Origin of the sequence: Ancylobacter sonchi (genome assembly GCF_018390695.1) — a bacterium.
Lineage (GTDB): Bacteria > Pseudomonadota > Alphaproteobacteria > Rhizobiales > Xanthobacteraceae > Ancylobacter > Ancylobacter sonchi.
Map to the genome: position 1 here is coordinate 1 of NZ_JAHBGF010000045.1, position 16,487 is coordinate 16,487.

The 16,487-nt window shown below is 58.8% G+C and carries 15 protein-coding genes, 1 tRNA gene and 5 pseudogenes; 11 read left to right on the forward strand and 10 right to left on the reverse strand.

The features are described 5' to 3' along the window. Positions 1-115: 115 nt before the first annotated feature. Positions 116-391: pseudogene (locus KHC28_RS24155) on the forward strand (integrase core domain-containing protein); the annotation flags it as partial. A gap of 17 nt (positions 392-408) precedes the next feature. On the opposite strand, the pseudogene KHC28_RS24160 reads toward KHC28_RS24155, so the two are convergent. Further along, positions 409-916: pseudogene (locus KHC28_RS24160) on the reverse strand (transposase); the annotation flags it as partial. A gap of 577 nt (positions 917-1,493) precedes the next feature. On the opposite strand from KHC28_RS24160, the pseudogene KHC28_RS24165 reads away from it, so the two are divergent. Together KHC28_RS24165 and KHC28_RS24170 are read left to right on the forward strand one after the other, a co-directional pair. Beyond that, a pseudogene (locus KHC28_RS24165) lies at positions 1,494-3,054 on the forward strand (ISL3 family transposase). A 286-nt stretch (positions 3,055-3,340) separates the two neighbouring features. Continuing rightward, on the forward strand, positions 3,341-4,276 hold the full coding sequence (locus KHC28_RS24170) for a class I SAM-dependent methyltransferase (RefSeq protein ID WP_214010947.1): 936 nt from the start codon (positions 3,341-3,343) through the stop codon (positions 4,274-4,276). A gap of 110 nt (positions 4,277-4,386) precedes the next feature. Here KHC28_RS24170 and KHC28_RS24175 read toward each other — a convergent pair whose 3' ends face one another. The 6 genes and pseudogenes from KHC28_RS24175 to KHC28_RS24190 all read right to left on the reverse strand — a co-directional run bounded on the left by KHC28_RS24175 (position 4,387) and on the right by KHC28_RS24190 (position 8,141). Further along, positions 4,387-5,262: an IS3 family transposase gene (locus KHC28_RS24175; RefSeq protein ID WP_512699546.1), complete on the reverse strand. Its 876-nt coding sequence runs from the start codon at positions 5,260-5,262 to the stop codon at positions 4,387-4,389. Further along, positions 5,259-5,468: a transposase gene (locus KHC28_RS28130; RefSeq protein WP_512699549.1), complete on the reverse strand. Its 210-nt coding sequence runs from the start codon at positions 5,466-5,468 to the stop codon at positions 5,259-5,261. Before KHC28_RS28130 ends, KHC28_RS24175 begins: the two co-directional genes overlap by 4 nt. Beyond that, on the reverse strand, positions 5,368-5,787 hold the full coding sequence (locus KHC28_RS28135; RefSeq protein WP_512699548.1) for an IS3 family transposase: 420 nt from the start codon (positions 5,785-5,787) through the stop codon (positions 5,368-5,370). Before KHC28_RS28135 ends, KHC28_RS28130 begins: the two co-directional genes overlap by 101 nt. A 35-nt stretch (positions 5,788-5,822) precedes the next feature. Further along, positions 5,823-6,101: a transposase gene (locus KHC28_RS28140; protein ID WP_512699550.1), complete on the reverse strand. Its 279-nt coding sequence runs from the start codon at positions 6,099-6,101 to the stop codon at positions 5,823-5,825. A 57-nt stretch (positions 6,102-6,158) separates the two neighbouring features. Next, a pseudogene (locus KHC28_RS24185) lies at positions 6,159-6,374 on the reverse strand (transposase); the annotation flags it as partial. Between the two features lie 729 nt (positions 6,375-7,103). Then, entirely contained in the window at positions 7,104-8,141 is a 1,038-nt protein-coding gene (locus tag KHC28_RS24190; protein ID WP_214010949.1) for a polysaccharide pyruvyl transferase family protein, read from the reverse strand. A 276-nt stretch (positions 8,142-8,417) separates the two neighbouring features. Between KHC28_RS24190 and KHC28_RS27580 the strand changes: the two are divergent. Beyond that, positions 8,418-9,162: pseudogene (locus KHC28_RS27580) on the forward strand (transposase); the annotation flags it as partial. 226 nt (positions 9,163-9,388) lie between these two features. Here KHC28_RS27580 and KHC28_RS24200 read toward each other — a convergent pair. Next, on the reverse strand, positions 9,389-9,730 hold the full coding sequence (locus KHC28_RS24200) for a hypothetical protein (protein WP_214010951.1): 342 nt from the start codon (positions 9,728-9,730) through the stop codon (positions 9,389-9,391). A gap of 349 nt (positions 9,731-10,079) precedes the next feature. Here KHC28_RS24200 and KHC28_RS24205 point away from each other — a divergent pair, with 349 nt between their 5' ends. Both KHC28_RS24205 and KHC28_RS28055 read left to right on the forward strand, forming a co-directional pair. Beyond that, the gene (locus tag KHC28_RS24205) at positions 10,080-10,310 is read left to right on the forward strand and encodes a helix-turn-helix transcriptional regulator (RefSeq protein ID WP_214010952.1); all 231 of its coding nucleotides are present in this window, start codon (positions 10,080-10,082) and stop codon (positions 10,308-10,310) included. A 739-nt stretch (positions 10,311-11,049) separates the two neighbouring features. Next, on the forward strand, positions 11,050-11,223 hold the full coding sequence (locus KHC28_RS28055) for a ribbon-helix-helix domain-containing protein (RefSeq protein ID WP_214010958.1): 174 nt from the start codon (positions 11,050-11,052) through the stop codon (positions 11,221-11,223). Positions 11,224-11,648: 425 nt separating this feature from the next. Here the strand turns inward: KHC28_RS28055 and KHC28_RS24215 are convergent, their stop codons facing one another. Together KHC28_RS24215 and KHC28_RS24220 are read right to left on the reverse strand one after the other, a co-directional pair. Next, complete coding sequence (locus KHC28_RS24215) at positions 11,649-11,873, reverse strand: hypothetical protein (RefSeq protein WP_214010953.1); 225 nt, start codon at positions 11,871-11,873, stop codon at positions 11,649-11,651. A 161-nt stretch (positions 11,874-12,034) separates the two neighbouring features. Continuing rightward, the gene (locus tag KHC28_RS24220; protein ID WP_214010954.1) at positions 12,035-12,331 is read right to left on the reverse strand and encodes a hypothetical protein; all 297 of its coding nucleotides are present in this window, start codon (positions 12,329-12,331) and stop codon (positions 12,035-12,037) included. A 164-nt stretch (positions 12,332-12,495) separates the two neighbouring features. Here KHC28_RS24220 and KHC28_RS24225 point away from each other — a divergent pair, with 164 nt between their 5' ends. The 5 genes from KHC28_RS24225 to KHC28_RS24250 form a co-directional block, all read left to right on the forward strand. Next, a complete protein-coding gene (locus KHC28_RS24225; RefSeq protein WP_214010959.1) occupies positions 12,496-12,735 on the forward strand; it encodes a helix-turn-helix transcriptional regulator in 240 nt (79 codons plus the stop codon). Positions 12,736-13,422: 687 nt separating this feature from the next. Beyond that, positions 13,423-13,509 (forward strand) — tRNA-Leu (locus tag KHC28_RS24235). Between the two features lie 386 nt (positions 13,510-13,895). Continuing rightward, a complete protein-coding gene (locus KHC28_RS24240) occupies positions 13,896-14,123 on the forward strand; it encodes a ribbon-helix-helix domain-containing protein (protein WP_214010956.1) in 228 nt (75 codons plus the stop codon). 462 nt (positions 14,124-14,585) lie between these two features. Then, a complete protein-coding gene (locus tag KHC28_RS24245) occupies positions 14,586-14,810 on the forward strand; it encodes a hypothetical protein (protein ID WP_214010957.1) in 225 nt (74 codons plus the stop codon). A 409-nt stretch (positions 14,811-15,219) separates the two neighbouring features. After that, positions 15,220-16,487, forward strand: a 1,268-nt coding sequence (locus tag KHC28_RS24250) for a zinc metalloprotease (protein WP_512699547.1), incomplete at its 3' end; no start/stop codon positions are given.

Consider the following 16,487-nt stretch of genomic DNA (forward strand, 5'->3'; position numbering starts at 1 on the left):
CCCATACGAGCCTCGGTGGCCTGTCCCAGTCGATGTTCGTAAGCTCGTCCCACGAGGACCAAAACCCAGCCGGGCCTAACTTATGACCAGCAGGAACTCAGGCGAGCACGTCAACACCAAACGGCTGACCGAGGCCGGGATTGAGCCGTCCGTCGGCAGTGTGGGCGACAGTTACGACAACGCCTTGGCTAATACCATCAACGGCCTCTACAAAGCCGAGGTCATCTACCGTCGCGGCCATTGGCACTCCTACGAGGCCATCAAGTACGACACGCTGGAATGGGTCGACTGGTTCAACAACCGCCGGCTCCTGCAACCCATCGGCAACATCCCGCCCACCGAAGCCGAGGCTGCTTACTATGCCGCGCTCACGCCGTCCGCTGTGGCGGCGTGTCTCAAACCATCAGGCCTCCGGCAAATCCGGGACGGTCCAATATGCTCGAGCGTCGCCACCACATCCTCCCCTTGTAGCTGAACCGCGGATCGACCGCCGGCGAGAACCGCGTGAAGGTGTCGACGATGGTCAGCACCCGGATCTTGCGGCTGGTGGCGAGTTGGTCGTGGACGAAGTCCATGGCCCAGAGCCAGGCGGACCGATACGCCCCAAGCGACCAACATCCCGTCGACAAGAGTGCGCTTCCGGGCAGGCCTCAGAGCTTTCGGCGGAGGACATCCTGAAGCATCTCACGGTCCAGCGTCAGGTCCGCCACGATCTTCTTCAGCCGCGCGTTCTCGTCCTCCAGTGGCTTCAACCGCCGCATCTCGTCCGGCAGCAGGCCGCCATAGCGCTTCTTCTAGTTGAAGTAGGTTGCCTGGCTGATGCCCGCCTTCCGCAGATCTCCGCAACCAGCGAGACTTCCTCACCCTGCTTCAAGATGAACGCCGTCTGCGCCTCGGCGAACTGCCATGCCTTCATGCTACTCCCCTCCTCTCCCCGCCGGGGAAAACCAACGGAAAGCTCCAGCCTCAAACGATCCAGTTCCCAGGGGGCACAGCATGAGTAATTGCAACTCTCCGGTGTGTGACTGACCAGAGGCGGTGCGCAGTGGCCTCACGTCAATCGCGACAATCGACGGTTTTATGCTTACGTCTGAGAAGTTTCCCATGGAAATTCGAAGCGGTATCCACTATCTTCCAGCGAGCCTATCTCGGACCCCATTCGAGTATGGTTAGGCCGGACGAGAGTGAGCAATCGCAAGCAGCCCGCGTCCGGCCGGTTCTATTTCGTCATTTGGGTCGATCCTCATCGTTCAGGCGCGGCGCATATGGTCGAGAAGAAGGTGTGGGTACAGCGGTCGTAGCGCGTGGCTATGCGGTGGCATTCCTTGAGCCTCGTGAGCAGGTTCTCGATCTTGCGGCGCTTGCGATAGAAGATCTTGTCTGTCAAACGGTGTTGGAACGGGACCCTTGATCGGCGTGCAAGTTTGGCTCTGACTCACTTTTGATGGAGTTGAGCATCTGGCTGGCATTGGTTCGCGTGGAGAATCAATGCCATGGGTCAGCATTTGCGAGTCTCGGAGTTGGTGCCGGGCGTTTTTATCGTCGATGAGGTGGCCGACGCGGATTCCCGCATCCGGATCTGGCTCCGGGCATCCAGTGCGAGGAGCTGCTGCCCTGGATGCGGGACGACCTCAACGCGCGTTCACAGCCGCGATGCTCGGCAGCTGGCGGATCTGCCGCTTTCCGGCAAACTGGTCCGTCTCGTCGTTTGGGCGCGACGCTTTCATTTCGATGCGGTTCTCTGCCCTCGTCGCATCTTCGCGGAGCGCTTCGACAATGGGGTTCTGTTGCCATGGTCCCGGCGCACATCCCGGCTCGATCAGATTATCCACCATCTCGGGCTCGCTTTGGGCGGCCGGCCCGCGGCACGCTTTGCGCAACGGCTGATGCTGCTGGTGAGCAATAACACGCTGCTCCGGGTGATCCGAAGGCGAGGCCGACCGCCCTTCATTCCGCCCGCGGTGATCGGGATCGACGATTGGGCCCGGCGACGCAATCAGCGCTATGGAACATTGATCTGCGATCTGGAGCGGCGTCAGGCCATCGCCCTGTTGCCCGACCGGGAGCCAGCAACGGCGCAGGCGTGGCTTACCGGCCAGCCTCAGATCAACATTGTCGCCCGGGACCGGGGCGGCGGCTATGCCCTGGTCGCAGCCAAGGCCCTTCCAGCGGCGACACAGGTCGCCGATCGCCGGCACCTGATGGAGAATGCGAGCCGGGCCTTCATCGACGCCGTCAGCACATCCATGCGCCAGATCCGTGCCGCCGTCGGCATATCCACCATCAATCCAGATCTGCTCACCGCGGCCGAACGCATCCAATATGAAGGATATCTGCACCGTGAGGAGACCAACGCGGCCGTTCTCGAACTCGCAAAGGCGGGGGGGGGTGACGATCAAGGATATTGTTCGCCGCACCGGCCACAGCCGCGGTCTGGTCCGGCGCGTCATGCGCGGGCAGCGCTGGGATGTCTTCCGCACCCGCGTGAGCTCTCTGGAGCTGTTCCTGCCTTGGCTCGACGCGCAGTGGGCGGCGGGGCAACGCAATGGTCCCGAGCTCTGGCGGCGGCTCGGATACCGCAGTTTCCGTGGCAGCCTCAGGGTCGTTACGGAATGGGCCACACGCCGTCGGGGGGCTGAGATGGTCGAGGGCGGCATCCTGAATCGGACGCCTTCGGCGCGAGCCCTTGCACGACTGATGACCAGCGCACGGGACAAGCTCTCCCGATCCGAAACGGTGCTGATCGCGGCGATCGAGAGCGGCGTGCCCTCGCTTGTGGAGGCGCGCGAAATCATCGCCGCCTTCCAGGTCATGATCCGCAAGAAGGCTCTTGCCGATCTCGGTCCCTGGCTGGAACGTGCGAACTCAAGCCTCGTGGTCGCGTTCGGCCGCGGCGTGAGAAAGGATCACGCCGCCGTCGCCGCGGCCAAAACGTCTCCCTAGTCCAACGGCCAGACCGAAGGCCAGATCACCAAGCTCAAGCTGGTTAAGCGCCAGATGTACGGTCGCGGGAAACTCGACCTGCTAGAGGCACGCCTTGTCGCCCCAGCATAAATGGCCACCACCAAATATGCGTCAGAGCCCCGTTTGGACGCCGATAACCCCTAAGTGACATCAATGCCTCCAGGCTGCAGCCGACTTCGTCATACACAGCGCGGTCTCCGAGGCTGCTCACCCCGATGACTCTCAAACACGCTCCGGCCGAAGCCGCGCCAGTGGGGTTGCCCCATTGGCCGGAATAATTCCACTCGCCTTTTAGGAGGAAATGCTATAACTTCTCAGCATCGCATTGCTATCTGCGGCGGACTGAGATTTGATTATTTGTGAGATTATGTAGAATATGGCACACAATATTGATAATCCCACCTTATTGAACAATTATTATGGCATCAATTCTGACTTAGAAAATTGGTTACGGCAAAATTTACTTATTGAAACACCCACTGATCGCTCAAGACTTGCGCCATTTCCTCCTGTTAATTTGATGCACAATACAAGCGGTCTAATGAGAGAGCGGGATTTCGCTAGTCACGGCATTGATCTTGTTTGCGCCCTCGCCAAACTCAGCCCGCGCGCGCCCTCTAAGTTCGGCGATTTGCTCGATTTTGGTGTTGGCGCTGGTCGCTTAGCGCGCATGTTTTATGGCTATTCCTATCGCTATGTAGGAGTCGACATCGATGATCGACACATTGATTGGATATCCAAAAATTTACTATATGTTGAGACTTACAAGACGATACCTTTTGGTGCACTACCTTTTAAAAAGCAGAGCTTCGATACAATTGTCAGTATATCTGTGTTTAGTCACTTAAGCGAAGCAGATCATATAGGATATCTTGAAGAATTGTCTAGACTTCTTCGTCATGGAGGTCGAGCATTTATATCGATACATGGCGCTCGCGCATTAGATAGGGCTCTTGAAGAAAAAAATATATTTGATTTGTTAAGTATTTCTCGCCGAGATCTTGAGCGATCACGGCATGTTTTTGAATTTGGTTCGGGTTATAATTTTATTAAGCAGGGCGGCCACTTAACAACCGAATCATATCCATACGGAATTACCTTCATATCAGAGGATTATATCCGAAGCATTTGGGCGCAGTGGTTTGATATTGTCAAAATTGAAAGAGGAGCGATTCATGATTTTCAGGACATAGTCGTGCTAAAAACCCTAGAGTCCGATCAGTTTGTTAAACGACGACGCGCACGCCAACGACAGAAGCGCTTGCGGAAGGAGGCTGAGGATGGAAATCCTACACAATTGGCCTCGCCCTAATTTAGCAGATTTTTGCCCGGCGCGGTTTGGGGATTCCCGCGACACGGTTTGCGTGATGAATGGGTGGTCGGCTTTCTGGAGGGCGGGCCATGTGAACCGCCCCGCGTTTTCTAGACGCCTTCGGCTTTGGCCTTGTGCTGCCGTTCGAACTCGATTGGCGACAGCATCCCGTTGCGTGCGAGCTTCCGTGTGGGGTTGTAGAACATCTCAATGTAATCGAACACGTCCCGGCGTGCCTCGTCGCGCGTGCGGTAGACCTTGCGACGGATGCGTTCGCGCTTGAGCAGGTTGAAGAAGCTCTCGGCCACTGCGTTGTCATGGCAGTTGCCCCGACGGCTCATCGAGGGCTGCAGATCATGGTGTTTCAGGAACGAAGCCCACTCCATGCTGGTGAACTGGCTCCCCTGGTCCGAATGCACCAGCACACGGTCCTTCGGCTTGCGTCGCCAGACGGCGGCCAGCAACGCCTGAAGCACAACGTTGGTCGTCTGCCGGGCCTGCATGGACCAGCCGACGACGAGACGGGAGAAGAGGTCGATCACGACCGCCAGATAGGCGAAGCCCTCGTGGGTGCGGATGTAGGTGATGTCGGTCACCCAGGCCTTATCAGGCGCCTCCGCGTCAAACTGGCGGTCGAGCGTGTTGTCGACCGCCAGGGAGGGCTTGTCTCCAGAGTGGCCGGGACGGCGCCTGTAGCTGAGCTGCGCCCGGATGCTGGCCAGCCGCGTTAGCCGCGCAACCCGGTTGGGACGGCAGTTCTCGCCCATGTCCGCCAGATCGTCGTGAAGCTTGCGATAGCCATAGACCTTGCCACTCTCGCTCCATGCCGCGCGGATCAGCTCAGTCTGTCGTCGGTCTTCCAGCGCGCGCTTGCTCAGCGGGTCCTTCAGCCAGGCGTAGAAGCCGCTGGGCTGGACGCGGAGGCACCGACACATGGCGCGGATCGAAAACAGCAGGCGATGCTCGGCCATGAACGCGTACTTCACTTTGCATCCTTGGCGAAGTACGCGGCCGCTTTTTTTAGGATGTTGCGCTCCTCCGTCACGCGCTGCAACTCGCGCTTCAGCCGACGGACCTCAGCCGCCTGATCGTCACCGCGGACCACGGCGGCAGACTTGCCATACCGCTTCCTCCACTCGTAGAGCGAGTACTTGCTGATCCCCAGCCGCGCAGCCGCCTCGGCAAACGTGATTGGGATGTTCCGGTCGCAGCCGAATGCAGGAGCCGTCGTTGAGCCAGAGACGGCCCTTCTTCGGCTGCCTGTGCGGCACCTTGAGCCCTTCCCGCCGCCAGATCCGCTCCACGCGCTTCACGTTCACCACCCAGCCCGCCCTGTGTAGAAGGGCTGTGATGCGCCGGTAGCCGTAGCGCCCATACTGGGTGGCCAGCGCGATGATGTCGGCGATCAGGGCCGCCTCGTCGGCTCGTCCCATTGGCATCTTGCGCTGCGTGGACCGATGTTGCCCCAGAACCCGGCATGCCAGCCGCTCCGACACGCCGAGTTTGCTCACGACGTGTTCGACACAGCGCCGCCGCCGGGCGGGGCTCAGAAGTTTCCCGAGGCGGCTTCCTTCAGGATCAGCTTCTCCAGCGTCAAGTCCGAGACCGCCTTGCGCAGCCGCTCGTTCTCCTTCTCAAGATACCTCAACCGCTTCACCTGGTCGCTCTTCAGCCCGCCGAATTCCTTGCGCCAGCGATAATAGGTGAAGGCCGTCACTTCGATCATCCGGATCGCCTCGACTACCGGCCGTCCCTGCGACACCAACACGTCGACCTGACGGAGCTTCGCGACAATCTCTTCAGGCTTATGCTTCTTCTGCGCCATGGCGCCATCCTCCACAGGCCCGAAAGCCTACTTCACGGAGGACCACTTTCCAGGGGGCAGGCCAAGACGGCTCCAGCGGATGAAGCGACTATAGAGAGTCTTGTGCGGGCTATAGTCCCTGGGCCCATCCTTCCACTGCAAGCCGTTGCGGATCACGTAGACGATCCGGCTCACCACCTGCCGGTCATCGACACGCGGCACGCCATGAGCCAACGGAAAGAACGGCGAGATCCGAACTATCTGCCGCTCGCTTAGCAGAAACAAATCACCCATCGCAGCCTCCTCAAGGGAGACTGCGAATCACATCCCACGCTCAACTAATAGGTCCTGAGCCTAGGTTAGGGTCGTAGCCCCGGTCGGCGATGAGGGTCTTGGCGGGTGGCAAGACGTTTAGCACGAGGCTTACGCCCTATGGTCCCTCATCTGACCTTCCCACAGCAGCATGACGATCAGACGCCTTCACCGTCGCAGACAGTGGGGAGCCTGGAGTTCGCCCGCCTTTGGTGGCCCAATACGCTCGGGAACTGCCCCTTTTGAGCAGGCACGCCGCCGTGCGATGGGCCTTCAGATGTGTGGCCTCGATCATGATCCGCTCGAGCCTCGACCTTCGCTCGCCGGGGCGACGAAGATATCGGAGCCAGCTAACCATACACGTATTTTACGTCTTGAAGCTCCGGCAAAAGACTCAGGCAATCGCGACGTGCCACCTCATGTCCCGCCCTGCCCTGTCAACTTTGGTAGATCGAGCCACTGGGCGACTGTTCACGGCCTCCCAATCGTCAACATTGACCTCGCATTTTCCCTCTGAGAAGGCCTGCCAACAGCCGATCATCACCACAACCGGGGCAAAGCTCCTCTGCGCGACCCGTACGGAGGGCTCGAAAACCAACGTAGCCTCCGCCTCCTTACGCACCTCGGGCGACGACCCTACTCGTCACCCCTAATACTTACCGGGCTGAAATCTTCCGGCAAACTGAGGCAGCCATGTATTGGACGAATAAATTACTTCACGAAGGCCAGCAGCGACCTCGCTCGCCCCTGCAACGTCTGCAGCGTCGCCTCGTCCTCATCAGTCCAAGTCGCGACCTCAGCGGCGGCAATCAAACGCTCAAAGTCCTCAAGCGTAGCAACACTGAGATCAATAGCACGTTCCGGATGGCCGATCTGGTCGTAGAATCGCTTCGTCTTCTCGCGCACATAGAGAGAGAAGGTCGGAATACGCTGAGAATACGAAGTAATAGCCAAGTGGAGATGAGAGGTGAAAATCGACTTCAAACCCGCAAGGCGGGGAAGAAAGTCCTGCAACCGCTCATACTGCAAATTCTCACAGGACGGCGCGTCTGCCGCGAGCGAAGACTTGTGCTTACCGTTCGATATCAGAACAATATCCGATGCGTGCGCGCCCGCGTAAGCCTTCACGGCACCAGCGATTGCTTTAAGGTTCGGGTTTTCTCCTACGTCGCTGAACTGCGCTGTATCGAACTGGATACCTATTTTTCCACTTGGTTTAGCCTTAAAGTCCAAGTAATCAGCACTGAGCAATGCGCAGTCTGCCCCGAGGACGACTTTGGAGCCACTCACCCCGATGCTTGCAAGGTGATCAAAAGACTCTTGGTCTCGCACCCCAATTTTGTCAGCGAGCAACGAGACGCCAAAAGCGAGCATCTTTGAACGCTCCAGTATCCAGGGACCCGCGCCCACACTGGTGACCAGAATTCTCTTGCCCCTTAATTGACCAGCAATAGCTGCGCGCGCGACTATGTTCAGGTACGATGCGCCCGGCTTAGAGCCGGAAGTATCAGACATGATGCCGCCACCGCCCACAACGATCGTATCAGCGCTTTGAAGCAAGCCATCATATGACTCGGAATACTTGGTTCCCAGCCAGTCAGCATTGCCCTGACCTAGTCTCGGCACCGAGACCTCGTACCCTCCCTGTTGGAGTCGCTTCGCTATGATCGCACCAACTAAGTCATCACCGAAATTGTGAACGCGGTAAGGTCCGACCACGACCGCCTTCTTGGTAGCATTAAGAGCCATCGTCAACTTTCTTGCCTAGACCAATACGCGCGCGACCGCGCCTTCGGGACGTATCTTGAGGATATGCGACCGACGGCCAAGATTGTCAATCGCTGCTATAAGCTAGGCGAACAAGAACCCTTCCATTGGTCCCGAGACGTCTCGCTTTGGCAGACAGGGGACGGCGGCGGCGGCCTGAGGATTTGCCCCCTTCTTCGTGCTCGAGCAGGAGATAATGGAGAAGACGATGGTTTCCGATCAAACCTGCCCACGTGGATTGACGCGCGAGGCGAGTAGATGCTGCAGTGTGACGAGTTGGCAGAAATGATTCGGTTGCATGGATTTGGCTAGGGCGCTAAACGGCTGGCACTCGAGTTGGGGTGCGCACGTAATACGCTGCGCCGATATCTCCCCAGGGTGGTGCGGCGCCATTCCGGAGGTCGCCATTGTACGGTTTGAACGATTGGCTGCGCGAGCGTCTCTTCCGGCATAGCGGCAACGCCAATTTCATCCGGCAGGAGTTTGCGAGCGAACATGGCGTCGTGCTCCGCGTACGCCATATCGGGCGTCGCGTTGCCAGATTGTGCCGGGAGTTGAAGGCACGGGTGATAGTGCGGTTCGAGATGCTCCGGCCGGCAACTGCAGATCGACTTTGGCGAAGCCGGGTGTGGATCGAAGAGGGGAAGCTGCGCGTACATCTATTCGTCGCGACATTGGGCCTCTCACGTCGGATGCATCTCTCAGCGTTGCAACGGGAGTGGCAGGGGACTGATTAGAAGGCATGGAGAGCGCCTTCGTTCAGTTCGGCGGCGCGCCCGCCTAGGTATCGCTCGACTATGTTCGGGCACTCGTCGAACATCATGATGCGGCTACGCGCGATGTGCGGGTCGGCGCCGAACTGCAGGCCTTTGCGCATCACTGGGACTTCCGCCCTCGCGCCTGTACACTCTACCGGGCTCGGACCAAGGGGAAGGATGATTATGGCATCGGCTATGTGAAGAAGAACGCGGTTGCCGCCCCCCGCAACCAAAATCTGATGGAAATATCAGTAAGTTGAAAAAGTCGCCGCAAGGCAGCTTTTTCTTTGTCTATTTGCTTGTTGCCACCAGGTCGCCACGGCGAGGGGTAAGGCAGGGCATTGCAGGGAACCGCCCCGCCGTACCTCGCAGCGCGACGGTGCTGGTGTGAGTCCCTCAGCAGGCTGTATCGCACATAAGCGCACAGGCCGCTTCTGCTGCCTCGGTGACGGCAAGCTCGATTATCCCGAACTAACGATCTTCATCCCGGTCGGCCTCGTCGACCGCGAGCTCGGCAGGCCTGGCAAAGAGATATGCCCTTGTGATCGCGCCCTCGAGCCGCAGGTACTCACTCGCATTTCGGTCCCGGCGGCGGGCTATGGCCTCGGGGCCGTTGTCGGGAACTGTCGGACGCTTCCCGCTTCTTTCGTCATCCCCACCAATCTCGAAGTCGACCGGCGGCTGATCGGCAGGCGCGATGAAGCGCGGCTTGCGCTGCGCGGGTGCCATGCCGGTTTCGAGGGCGTGGAGGTAATGAAGGTCAACCGTCTCGGCGATGGCACGGTCGATTTCCGCCGCGGCGCGCATATCCATCACACCGCCTCCGCCGCGCGGACCTGCCCATAGGCCTCAATGGACACGTAGCCTTGGTATAGCGCCGCAGCGTGCCGCAAGATCCGCTCAGCGGCCTCGTCGTCGGGCGTTAGAATGGAGACGATCTTCGCGGCTTCGGACCGTTCCAAGGCGTCCCGTAGGACGCCGCAGGGTGGTGTGCGGCGGCTGGAGGCAATTGTCGTTCTGGGAGGGGGTGATGGTAGGCGCGCGGATAGTCATGGGACGACCCTTGCGTTTTTCGAGATACGCTTTGAATTTCGTCAATCGCAAGTCACGTTTCTTTTCGAAGTACCTTCCGGAAAACGACAGAGCCTGCTAGCTACGCGACATGACACCAGCGCAATGCCGAGCAGCCAGAGCAACTCTCAATTGGACACAGGGGCAAATGGCCAAGGCCTCCGGGGTGAGCGAAGTCACGATCCGTAACTTTGAGGGCGAGAAGTCTACGCCGCAGCACGCCACCCTCATCGTGCTGCGCCAGGCGCTCGAAGCCGCCGGTATCCAGTTCCTCGACAGCGGCGACGTGGCGGTTGGCAATGGGGTTGTGCTGAGGGGGTAGTGCGGCACAAGATCCAGGCATGCGGCAGCAACGATAGTGACCTAAAGGAGGGATTGCCAAAACAGCTTGACAGGACGCCTTGCCTAGAGAAAATTTCCCACCCCAAATGGGTGGCAGCATGAGTAGTATTAAACAAATTGTAATTTGGCGGTTTAACGCGAGGCAATTCGATGGAAGTGCATCCGTCGACGTTGTGATTAAACGCAGGGGCCGAAAGATTGAATTGGAATTGCCCTTGCCCGCACGCCCAACCTGTCACGAGCAGTGGCGTGACCTCAGTATTTTGGCGCTTGCAACAAAATTGAGGCTTTCTCGGAGAGAGGTGGTGTCATGCACCTTTCGACATCGGAATTGGCTAAACGCCAGCCATGTCTGGGATAGCGAAGATATCGTGCCAGTCGACGATTCTCGCAGCCCCCTCCCCCCTCATCAGAGTGCCTTCTTGGGAACTGAACGTGCCCGGCTCGAGGACGGTGAGATACCGGGGCACGTTGTCCCAGTTGATTGACGAAGGCGGGCGTCCTGTACCTAGACTTGCGAACGTGGCGAAACCGGTAGACGCAGCGGACTCAAAATCCGCTTCCTTCGGGAGTGCAGGTTCGAGTCCCTCCGCCCGCACCAGCCATTCGCATCCGCTGACGCTAGGACAATAGGGTTACAGCCACTGGCGTGCAGAGTGGGGACGAGGGCGAAAAGTATCAACAAGAACTCGATCTTGGTTGGAGAATGAAAGACGAGTATTTCGCTCGAGTTTGAATTTTTCGAAGCCATCAAGGATATCGCCCGACGAGAGCGTAGGTCTCTTGGATCCCTGGCGCATGAAATTGATGCCAATCGTGCCAGCGGCACCAATCTGTCAGCCGCCATCCGATTGTATGTGCTGGCCGATCTGCAGCAGCGTCTCGCGTCGTAGGCGCCGAGTTATAGGCAGCGATCCGTACCTCGAAGACAGGGAATCCGTCCCTTGGCACCATACTCCCTTGATTTCATTTGGTTTTGTCGCTTTTCAACGCCTGATATGCAATTTGCCATAACGACCCATAGTGGTGCCCCGCCGCACCTTCGCGCGACGGAGCTGGGCTCTAGTCGACGGGTGTGAGCTCCGCGGCAGGCTTCCACTGGCGCACCACGCAGCCGTCCCGTACGATTTCCACATTGTACAGGTCCGGGGGGTCGGCGAACTCCGACCTCCCAATGATCGCGTCTAGCTGCGGTCCCCATCCCAGATCCGCACCTGATCGCCGATGCTGAACCGCCACGCCTTGGGCGGTGGCCGGCCCATAAGTCGACACCGACGGGCTTCACGAGCCCAAGTGGCATCGAGCAAGCTGAAGGTGGTCATGCGGACCTCCCGCCCGGATACATCACCTGATAGAATATCTCGCTTGCGGCCTCGGCCTCACGCTCCATCAGATCAATCGCGATATGGAGGGCATTGCCGCCGATGTCGTCGCAGGCGTTGTCCCGCGCCAGCACCACCAGCCGGGTCGCATACTTCACACGGCAAAGCTGGTTCTCGAGCTCGGCCTTGTCGGGGGTATTCGCGGGGGCGTGCGTGTTCATCGGGCGGCCTCGCGCTCTGCACCAACCTTCGGCACAAACACACCGACCACTCGGCCGACCAGCTTTTGCTCGGCGTACTCGGTGCGGAATGGACCTTCGCCACACGCCGTCTCACCGGAACGCAGCATGCGTTTGAAGTCAGCCTCATTAACCGGCAGGCGCTAATGGCTCACGTACCACATGTCGATCGGCTCGGCGTCGTCTGCATGATGACGGTGACTCATGCAGCGCTGGCTCTCCGACCAGAAGCCGCCGCGGCGCCGAAGCTGGCAGGGCGTGAAGCTGAGCAGGTGTTCGCGCAGTTTGTTGTGGTAGGCGATCATGAATATCTCGCCGTGCCGCGGCTGGTGGTCCGACAGATCGACGATGGCGAACTCCCCGCGACGTAGGAGAGGGTAAAAGGCCTCGTTGTCGACCAGGAACGTCAGGTGACCCAGCGGAATGCTGGGCACAATCATCAGCGCCCCTCAGGTCGGGCTGGTGCTGGAACGGCTCGGTTGGCGTTAAAGGCGCATTAACGGTGCTGGACTTCGTGGCACGAAGATTCTTGTTTTGAGTCCGATGTTGGACATGATATCCGACATTCGATTTTGCGTCAACTCAGAATCCAACGTTGGGCTTCATGTCTATTTCACCAGATCAATGTCGCGCCGCCAGAGCCATTCTGAACATGGAGCAAAATGCGCTCGCCGCAGCCGCCTCCGTTTCGCGGGGAGTGATCATTGATTTCGAGAAGGGGCGTCGGACACCCGGCACCAACAATCTCGCAGCCATTCGTGCCGCCCTCGAGACGGCCGGCGTGATATTCATCGATCAGAACGGCAACGGCCCCGGCGTGCGATTACGGGAGCGGCAAGGGTAGGCGAGCCACCCACCCTCCTTAGAGGCGCCTATCCGGCTGCCGGGTTCCTCTCGGCTACGTGGCTCGTGCCAAAGTCGGCCCGCCCAGCATCAAAATCGTAACGGCAATATCGACATATTTTGGCTGCGGCCTTCACGGCTTCTGCACAGCGCGGGCATGTCTTATGCCCGATCGGAACCTCTTCGGCCCCGTCCGCAGCAGGGGATTGCCTTGGCAGCGCTAGTACCAATATCAACCCCACCAGGGGGCTGAATATGAACGAAACCCTAGGGCACTGCGCCCCCGCGATTTGGCGATGATGGCTGATACGAAGGCGAAGACCAGCCAGCCAAGAAATAATTCCATCTAGATGCTCCACAGCCGTTATTCGATTTCAGTCGCCGATATTCGCTCTGGTTGTAGTGCTGCACCAGACCATCGAATCCGCCGGCATCCAGTTCCTCGACACCGGCGACATAGCGACGGGCAACGGGGTGGTGTTGCGGGGGTAGCGGTACGGCTTTCCCCTAGGGCTTGTCCTGTGCCGTCAGCTGCGCCCGGAGCTCAAGTTTGTGCTTGGACAATGAGAAAATTGTCATCCGACGATGTACCGTCGCGACTATCATGTTGGGGCCTGTCGATGGATCTCCCCCCACTTGGCAGGTAAGGCCGGGCGGGCTGCCTACGATCGCCCGTCCGGCCGCAGATGCAGACGTGGCGAAACTGATAGACGCACAAGACTTAGAATCTTGCGCCCTTAAAGGCTTACGGGTTCGAGTCCCGTCGTCCGCACCAGCCTTACCGCACCGATGCCGCCTATTCGTTATGATGGCCCAGTGCGGAAAAGACGATCTTGCCGGAAGCGTCGGCGCCGCCGACCATTTTGCGTCTGGCGGAGACCGCAACATCCGAACAGGCGCACAACAGAGCGTGGCGCTCCATTACTGCGCTCGGTTGCCCACTTGTTTGTGGGGCTGCCGATCTAGAGCAGACCGAGCTCCGCACCGAATGGGTTCGGCTGAAAGGCGAGGACCCCAACGTGGGTCAAGTTGCCCCACCTTCGAGAAATAAGCAGCCCGCAGACAAGGGCATCCGTGCTGCCGTCCGCACCAGTCATTGCATCCGCTGACGCCAGGATAATAGGGTAACCCACGGCACATGTCGGCTGCGCGGAGGGGGCGATGCAAAGGCCAATAACGAAACGATCAATTGTCGTCGGAGAACGGAAGACCAGCATTTCGCTGGAATCTGAGTTCTTCGATGCCTTCAAGGATGTTGCACACCGAGAGCGCAAGCATCTTGGAACCCTGGCACAGGAGATCGATGCAAATCGTGCCAGCGGCACCAATTTGTCTTCCGCAATTAGACTGTACGTCCTTGCTGATCTGCAGCGGCGCGCCGGGGCTTAGGCACACGGTTGCCTGCGACCAGCTGCGCCGGTATCCTGAAACGGCCGCCGCCTGGCTTCCAGCGTCGTGGCGGCGGCCGGGCACTTCATGGTCAGCGTGTCCGGCCACTTGCCTTCGCATAGCCTGCGCTCCCCCTCACCGCCAACCTCGGTGCTACGAGCGCAGGCCCAGGCTGGACGCGCTGGGGACAACCCGTCCAGCCGCCCATCCTACGGGCGATTGGCGGGGAGCACCTACCGGGAGATGGGGAGGCGTAGGCTCCCCCGCCCTGAAGCGCGCCAACGCGTGTATGGCGCGCCCGACGCCGAGCTACCCTTCGCTCCCGTGCGATTGATCCAGCCCGTATGCGAAGATTAGCAGCATAGCCAGGATCCCGACGCCGAACACCGTAACCATGAGGTAGCTTCCCCGCCCTTATGAATTGGAACCCATCGCGGACAAACCGTCGACGGAATTCAACTCGTGGATAGGGAGACAGTTCCCACGGTTCTAGACGGGCCTAAGCCCGTCGATACAGCCCTGCCCGCCGACAAGGCAGCCTCTGCGCGGGCTGCTGCCGAGCGCATTCGTGGGCGGATGCAGCTTGTTATCGAGGGCGCCGTAGCGATTGGCAATGACCGGATTGAACAAAAATCAATTCCAGTCCATGGTAATCATCTGACCTCGATTGAATCTGAATTTCAATGAAACCAAAGCTACACTGACGAATTTGTTCATATTGCTTGTACATTCGGTTCATATTACCACAATTATGGGAATTTGAGCTTTAGCTCCTTCGCTACCCTAGCCGCTCCCTCCACCCCCGAGCCCGTGCGCGAAGCAGCGCTTGAGCGGGCGGCCGCGACGAGCAGGTGGATAGGTGCCGGGCACGTGCGGACTATGCGGTACTGTCCATGATGCTGCGCAGAACGGCAATTAGTGCCGAGTAGCCTATCGATCTTGAAGATCTCGCCATTCCGTCACTTGATCGATGAATAAATTGGTCTAGCTTTTCGGTAGGACAGTTTCCTCTCGCGTCCTGGGGGCCTGATGGCGGGCAACATCGATATAGCGCGAGGCGGAACGGGCATGAATTGGTTCCATTCGGGAGAGTGAAATGGTTGTCAAGGTCGCCACCAGCAACGATGAAATCGTGAACGGATCCGAAGATGATGATAGTTTATACTCGAATGACTTCAACAACGTCATCCTGAATGGATTTGGGGGGCGTGACGATATATACGCAAATGGTGGGACGGGTGGCGAATTCAACGGCGGCGCCGGAAATGACTATCTGAATGCCGGTGATTATAACTATGGCGAACATCAGAGTTCCGGCGGAATTTTCAACGGTGGCGATGGCGACGACTACCTCAAAGCCAACGCCAGCACCGGTGGTACCTTCAATGGGGGAAGCGGCAACGATTATATCGGCGCGGACCTTGCCACCAGTGGCATCCTGAATGGCGATGACGGTGACGACCGGTTTTGGGGTAATTACGGCGCAAATGGTACCTTCGAAATCAATGGCGGAGCCGGCTATGATACGCTGTCCTTCGAAACATATTTCAGATTATTTAATATAGTGAAAGATGGAAATGTCGTTTTAATATTCGGCGAGAATTACAAGGCGACGATTATCGGTGTTGAATATTTCACCTTTACCAATGAACCGGTTAAAGTGGATAAATTTACGCTGGAGACTCTCGGCACCAATCCCGATCGCGTCACGGCGGTCGCGGCGACTGGCGACGATTATGTCGATGGGTTGATCGACGGCGAGAAGTGGATCGGGGAGATCACCTACAGCTTCGGGCGCGACATATCCGATCAGCAATTCATGGTTGCCAGCGCCCTGCTTCGTGGCTCGATTGATGAAGATGTTGGTGAAGTTGCTCACGCAACGTACAGCCTTTATGGAAGCGTGGCGAGCCTCGTTGCCACCTTCGTATGGCGCTCACCGGAGACCGATGGGACCTATGACGTTTTTGAGAATGACGGCGACATAAAGTTCCAGGGCGGCAACGACTTCGAACGGTCATACATCGCTGAACCGCCGAGCGTCGGCAGCATCACGTTCAACTCGTCGCTGAACGGCACCGATGATGATCTGCGCTATCCCGGCGTCGGCAGCTACGCCTACTTTGTCTACCTGCAGGCGGCCGGCCGCGCGCTGGGCCTGAAATCGGCCAGCGAAGCCGGCGGCGTTGCCGATGTCGCGGTGCCGGCGGACAGGGACGGGCTCGAATATACGGTGATGAGTGACCGGTCTTATGTCGGCGGGCCGACGGGGGACTACACGAACGGCCAGTGGGACTTTCCGCAGACCTTCATGGCGCTCGACATCCAGGCGTTGCAAGCGATGTACGGCGCCGACTACACCAC

Bases quoted from the DNA above. Each gene is read 5' to 3' on its own strand.
- KHC28_RS24215 (WP_214010953.1), bottom strand. From the start codon at position 11,873: ATGAACACGCACGCCCCCGCGAATACCCCCGACAAGGCCGAGCTCGAG.
- KHC28_RS24190 (WP_214010949.1), bottom strand. From the start codon at position 8,141: ATGGCTCTTAATGCTACCAAGAAGGCGGTCGTGGTCGGACCTTACCGC.
- KHC28_RS24170 (WP_214010947.1), top strand. From the start codon at position 3,341: ATGGCACACAATATTGATAATCCCACCTTATTGAACAATTATTATGGC.
- KHC28_RS24205 (WP_214010952.1), top strand. From the start codon at position 10,080: ATGACACCAGCGCAATGCCGAGCAGCCAGAGCAACTCTCAATTGGACA.
- KHC28_RS28140 (WP_512699550.1), bottom strand. From the start codon at position 6,101: ATGGCGCAGAAGAAGCATAAGCCTGAAGAGATTGTCGCGAAGCTCCGT.
- KHC28_RS24220 (WP_214010954.1), bottom strand. From the start codon at position 12,331: ATGATTGTGCCCAGCATTCCGCTGGGTCACCTGACGTTCCTGGTCGAC.
- KHC28_RS24225 (WP_214010959.1), top strand. From the start codon at position 12,496: ATGTCTATTTCACCAGATCAATGTCGCGCCGCCAGAGCCATTCTGAAC.
- KHC28_RS24200 (WP_214010951.1), bottom strand. From the start codon at position 9,730: ATGGATATGCGCGCCGCGGCGGAAATCGACCGTGCCATCGCCGAGACG.
- KHC28_RS24240 (WP_214010956.1), top strand. From the start codon at position 13,896: ATGCAAAGGCCAATAACGAAACGATCAATTGTCGTCGGAGAACGGAAG.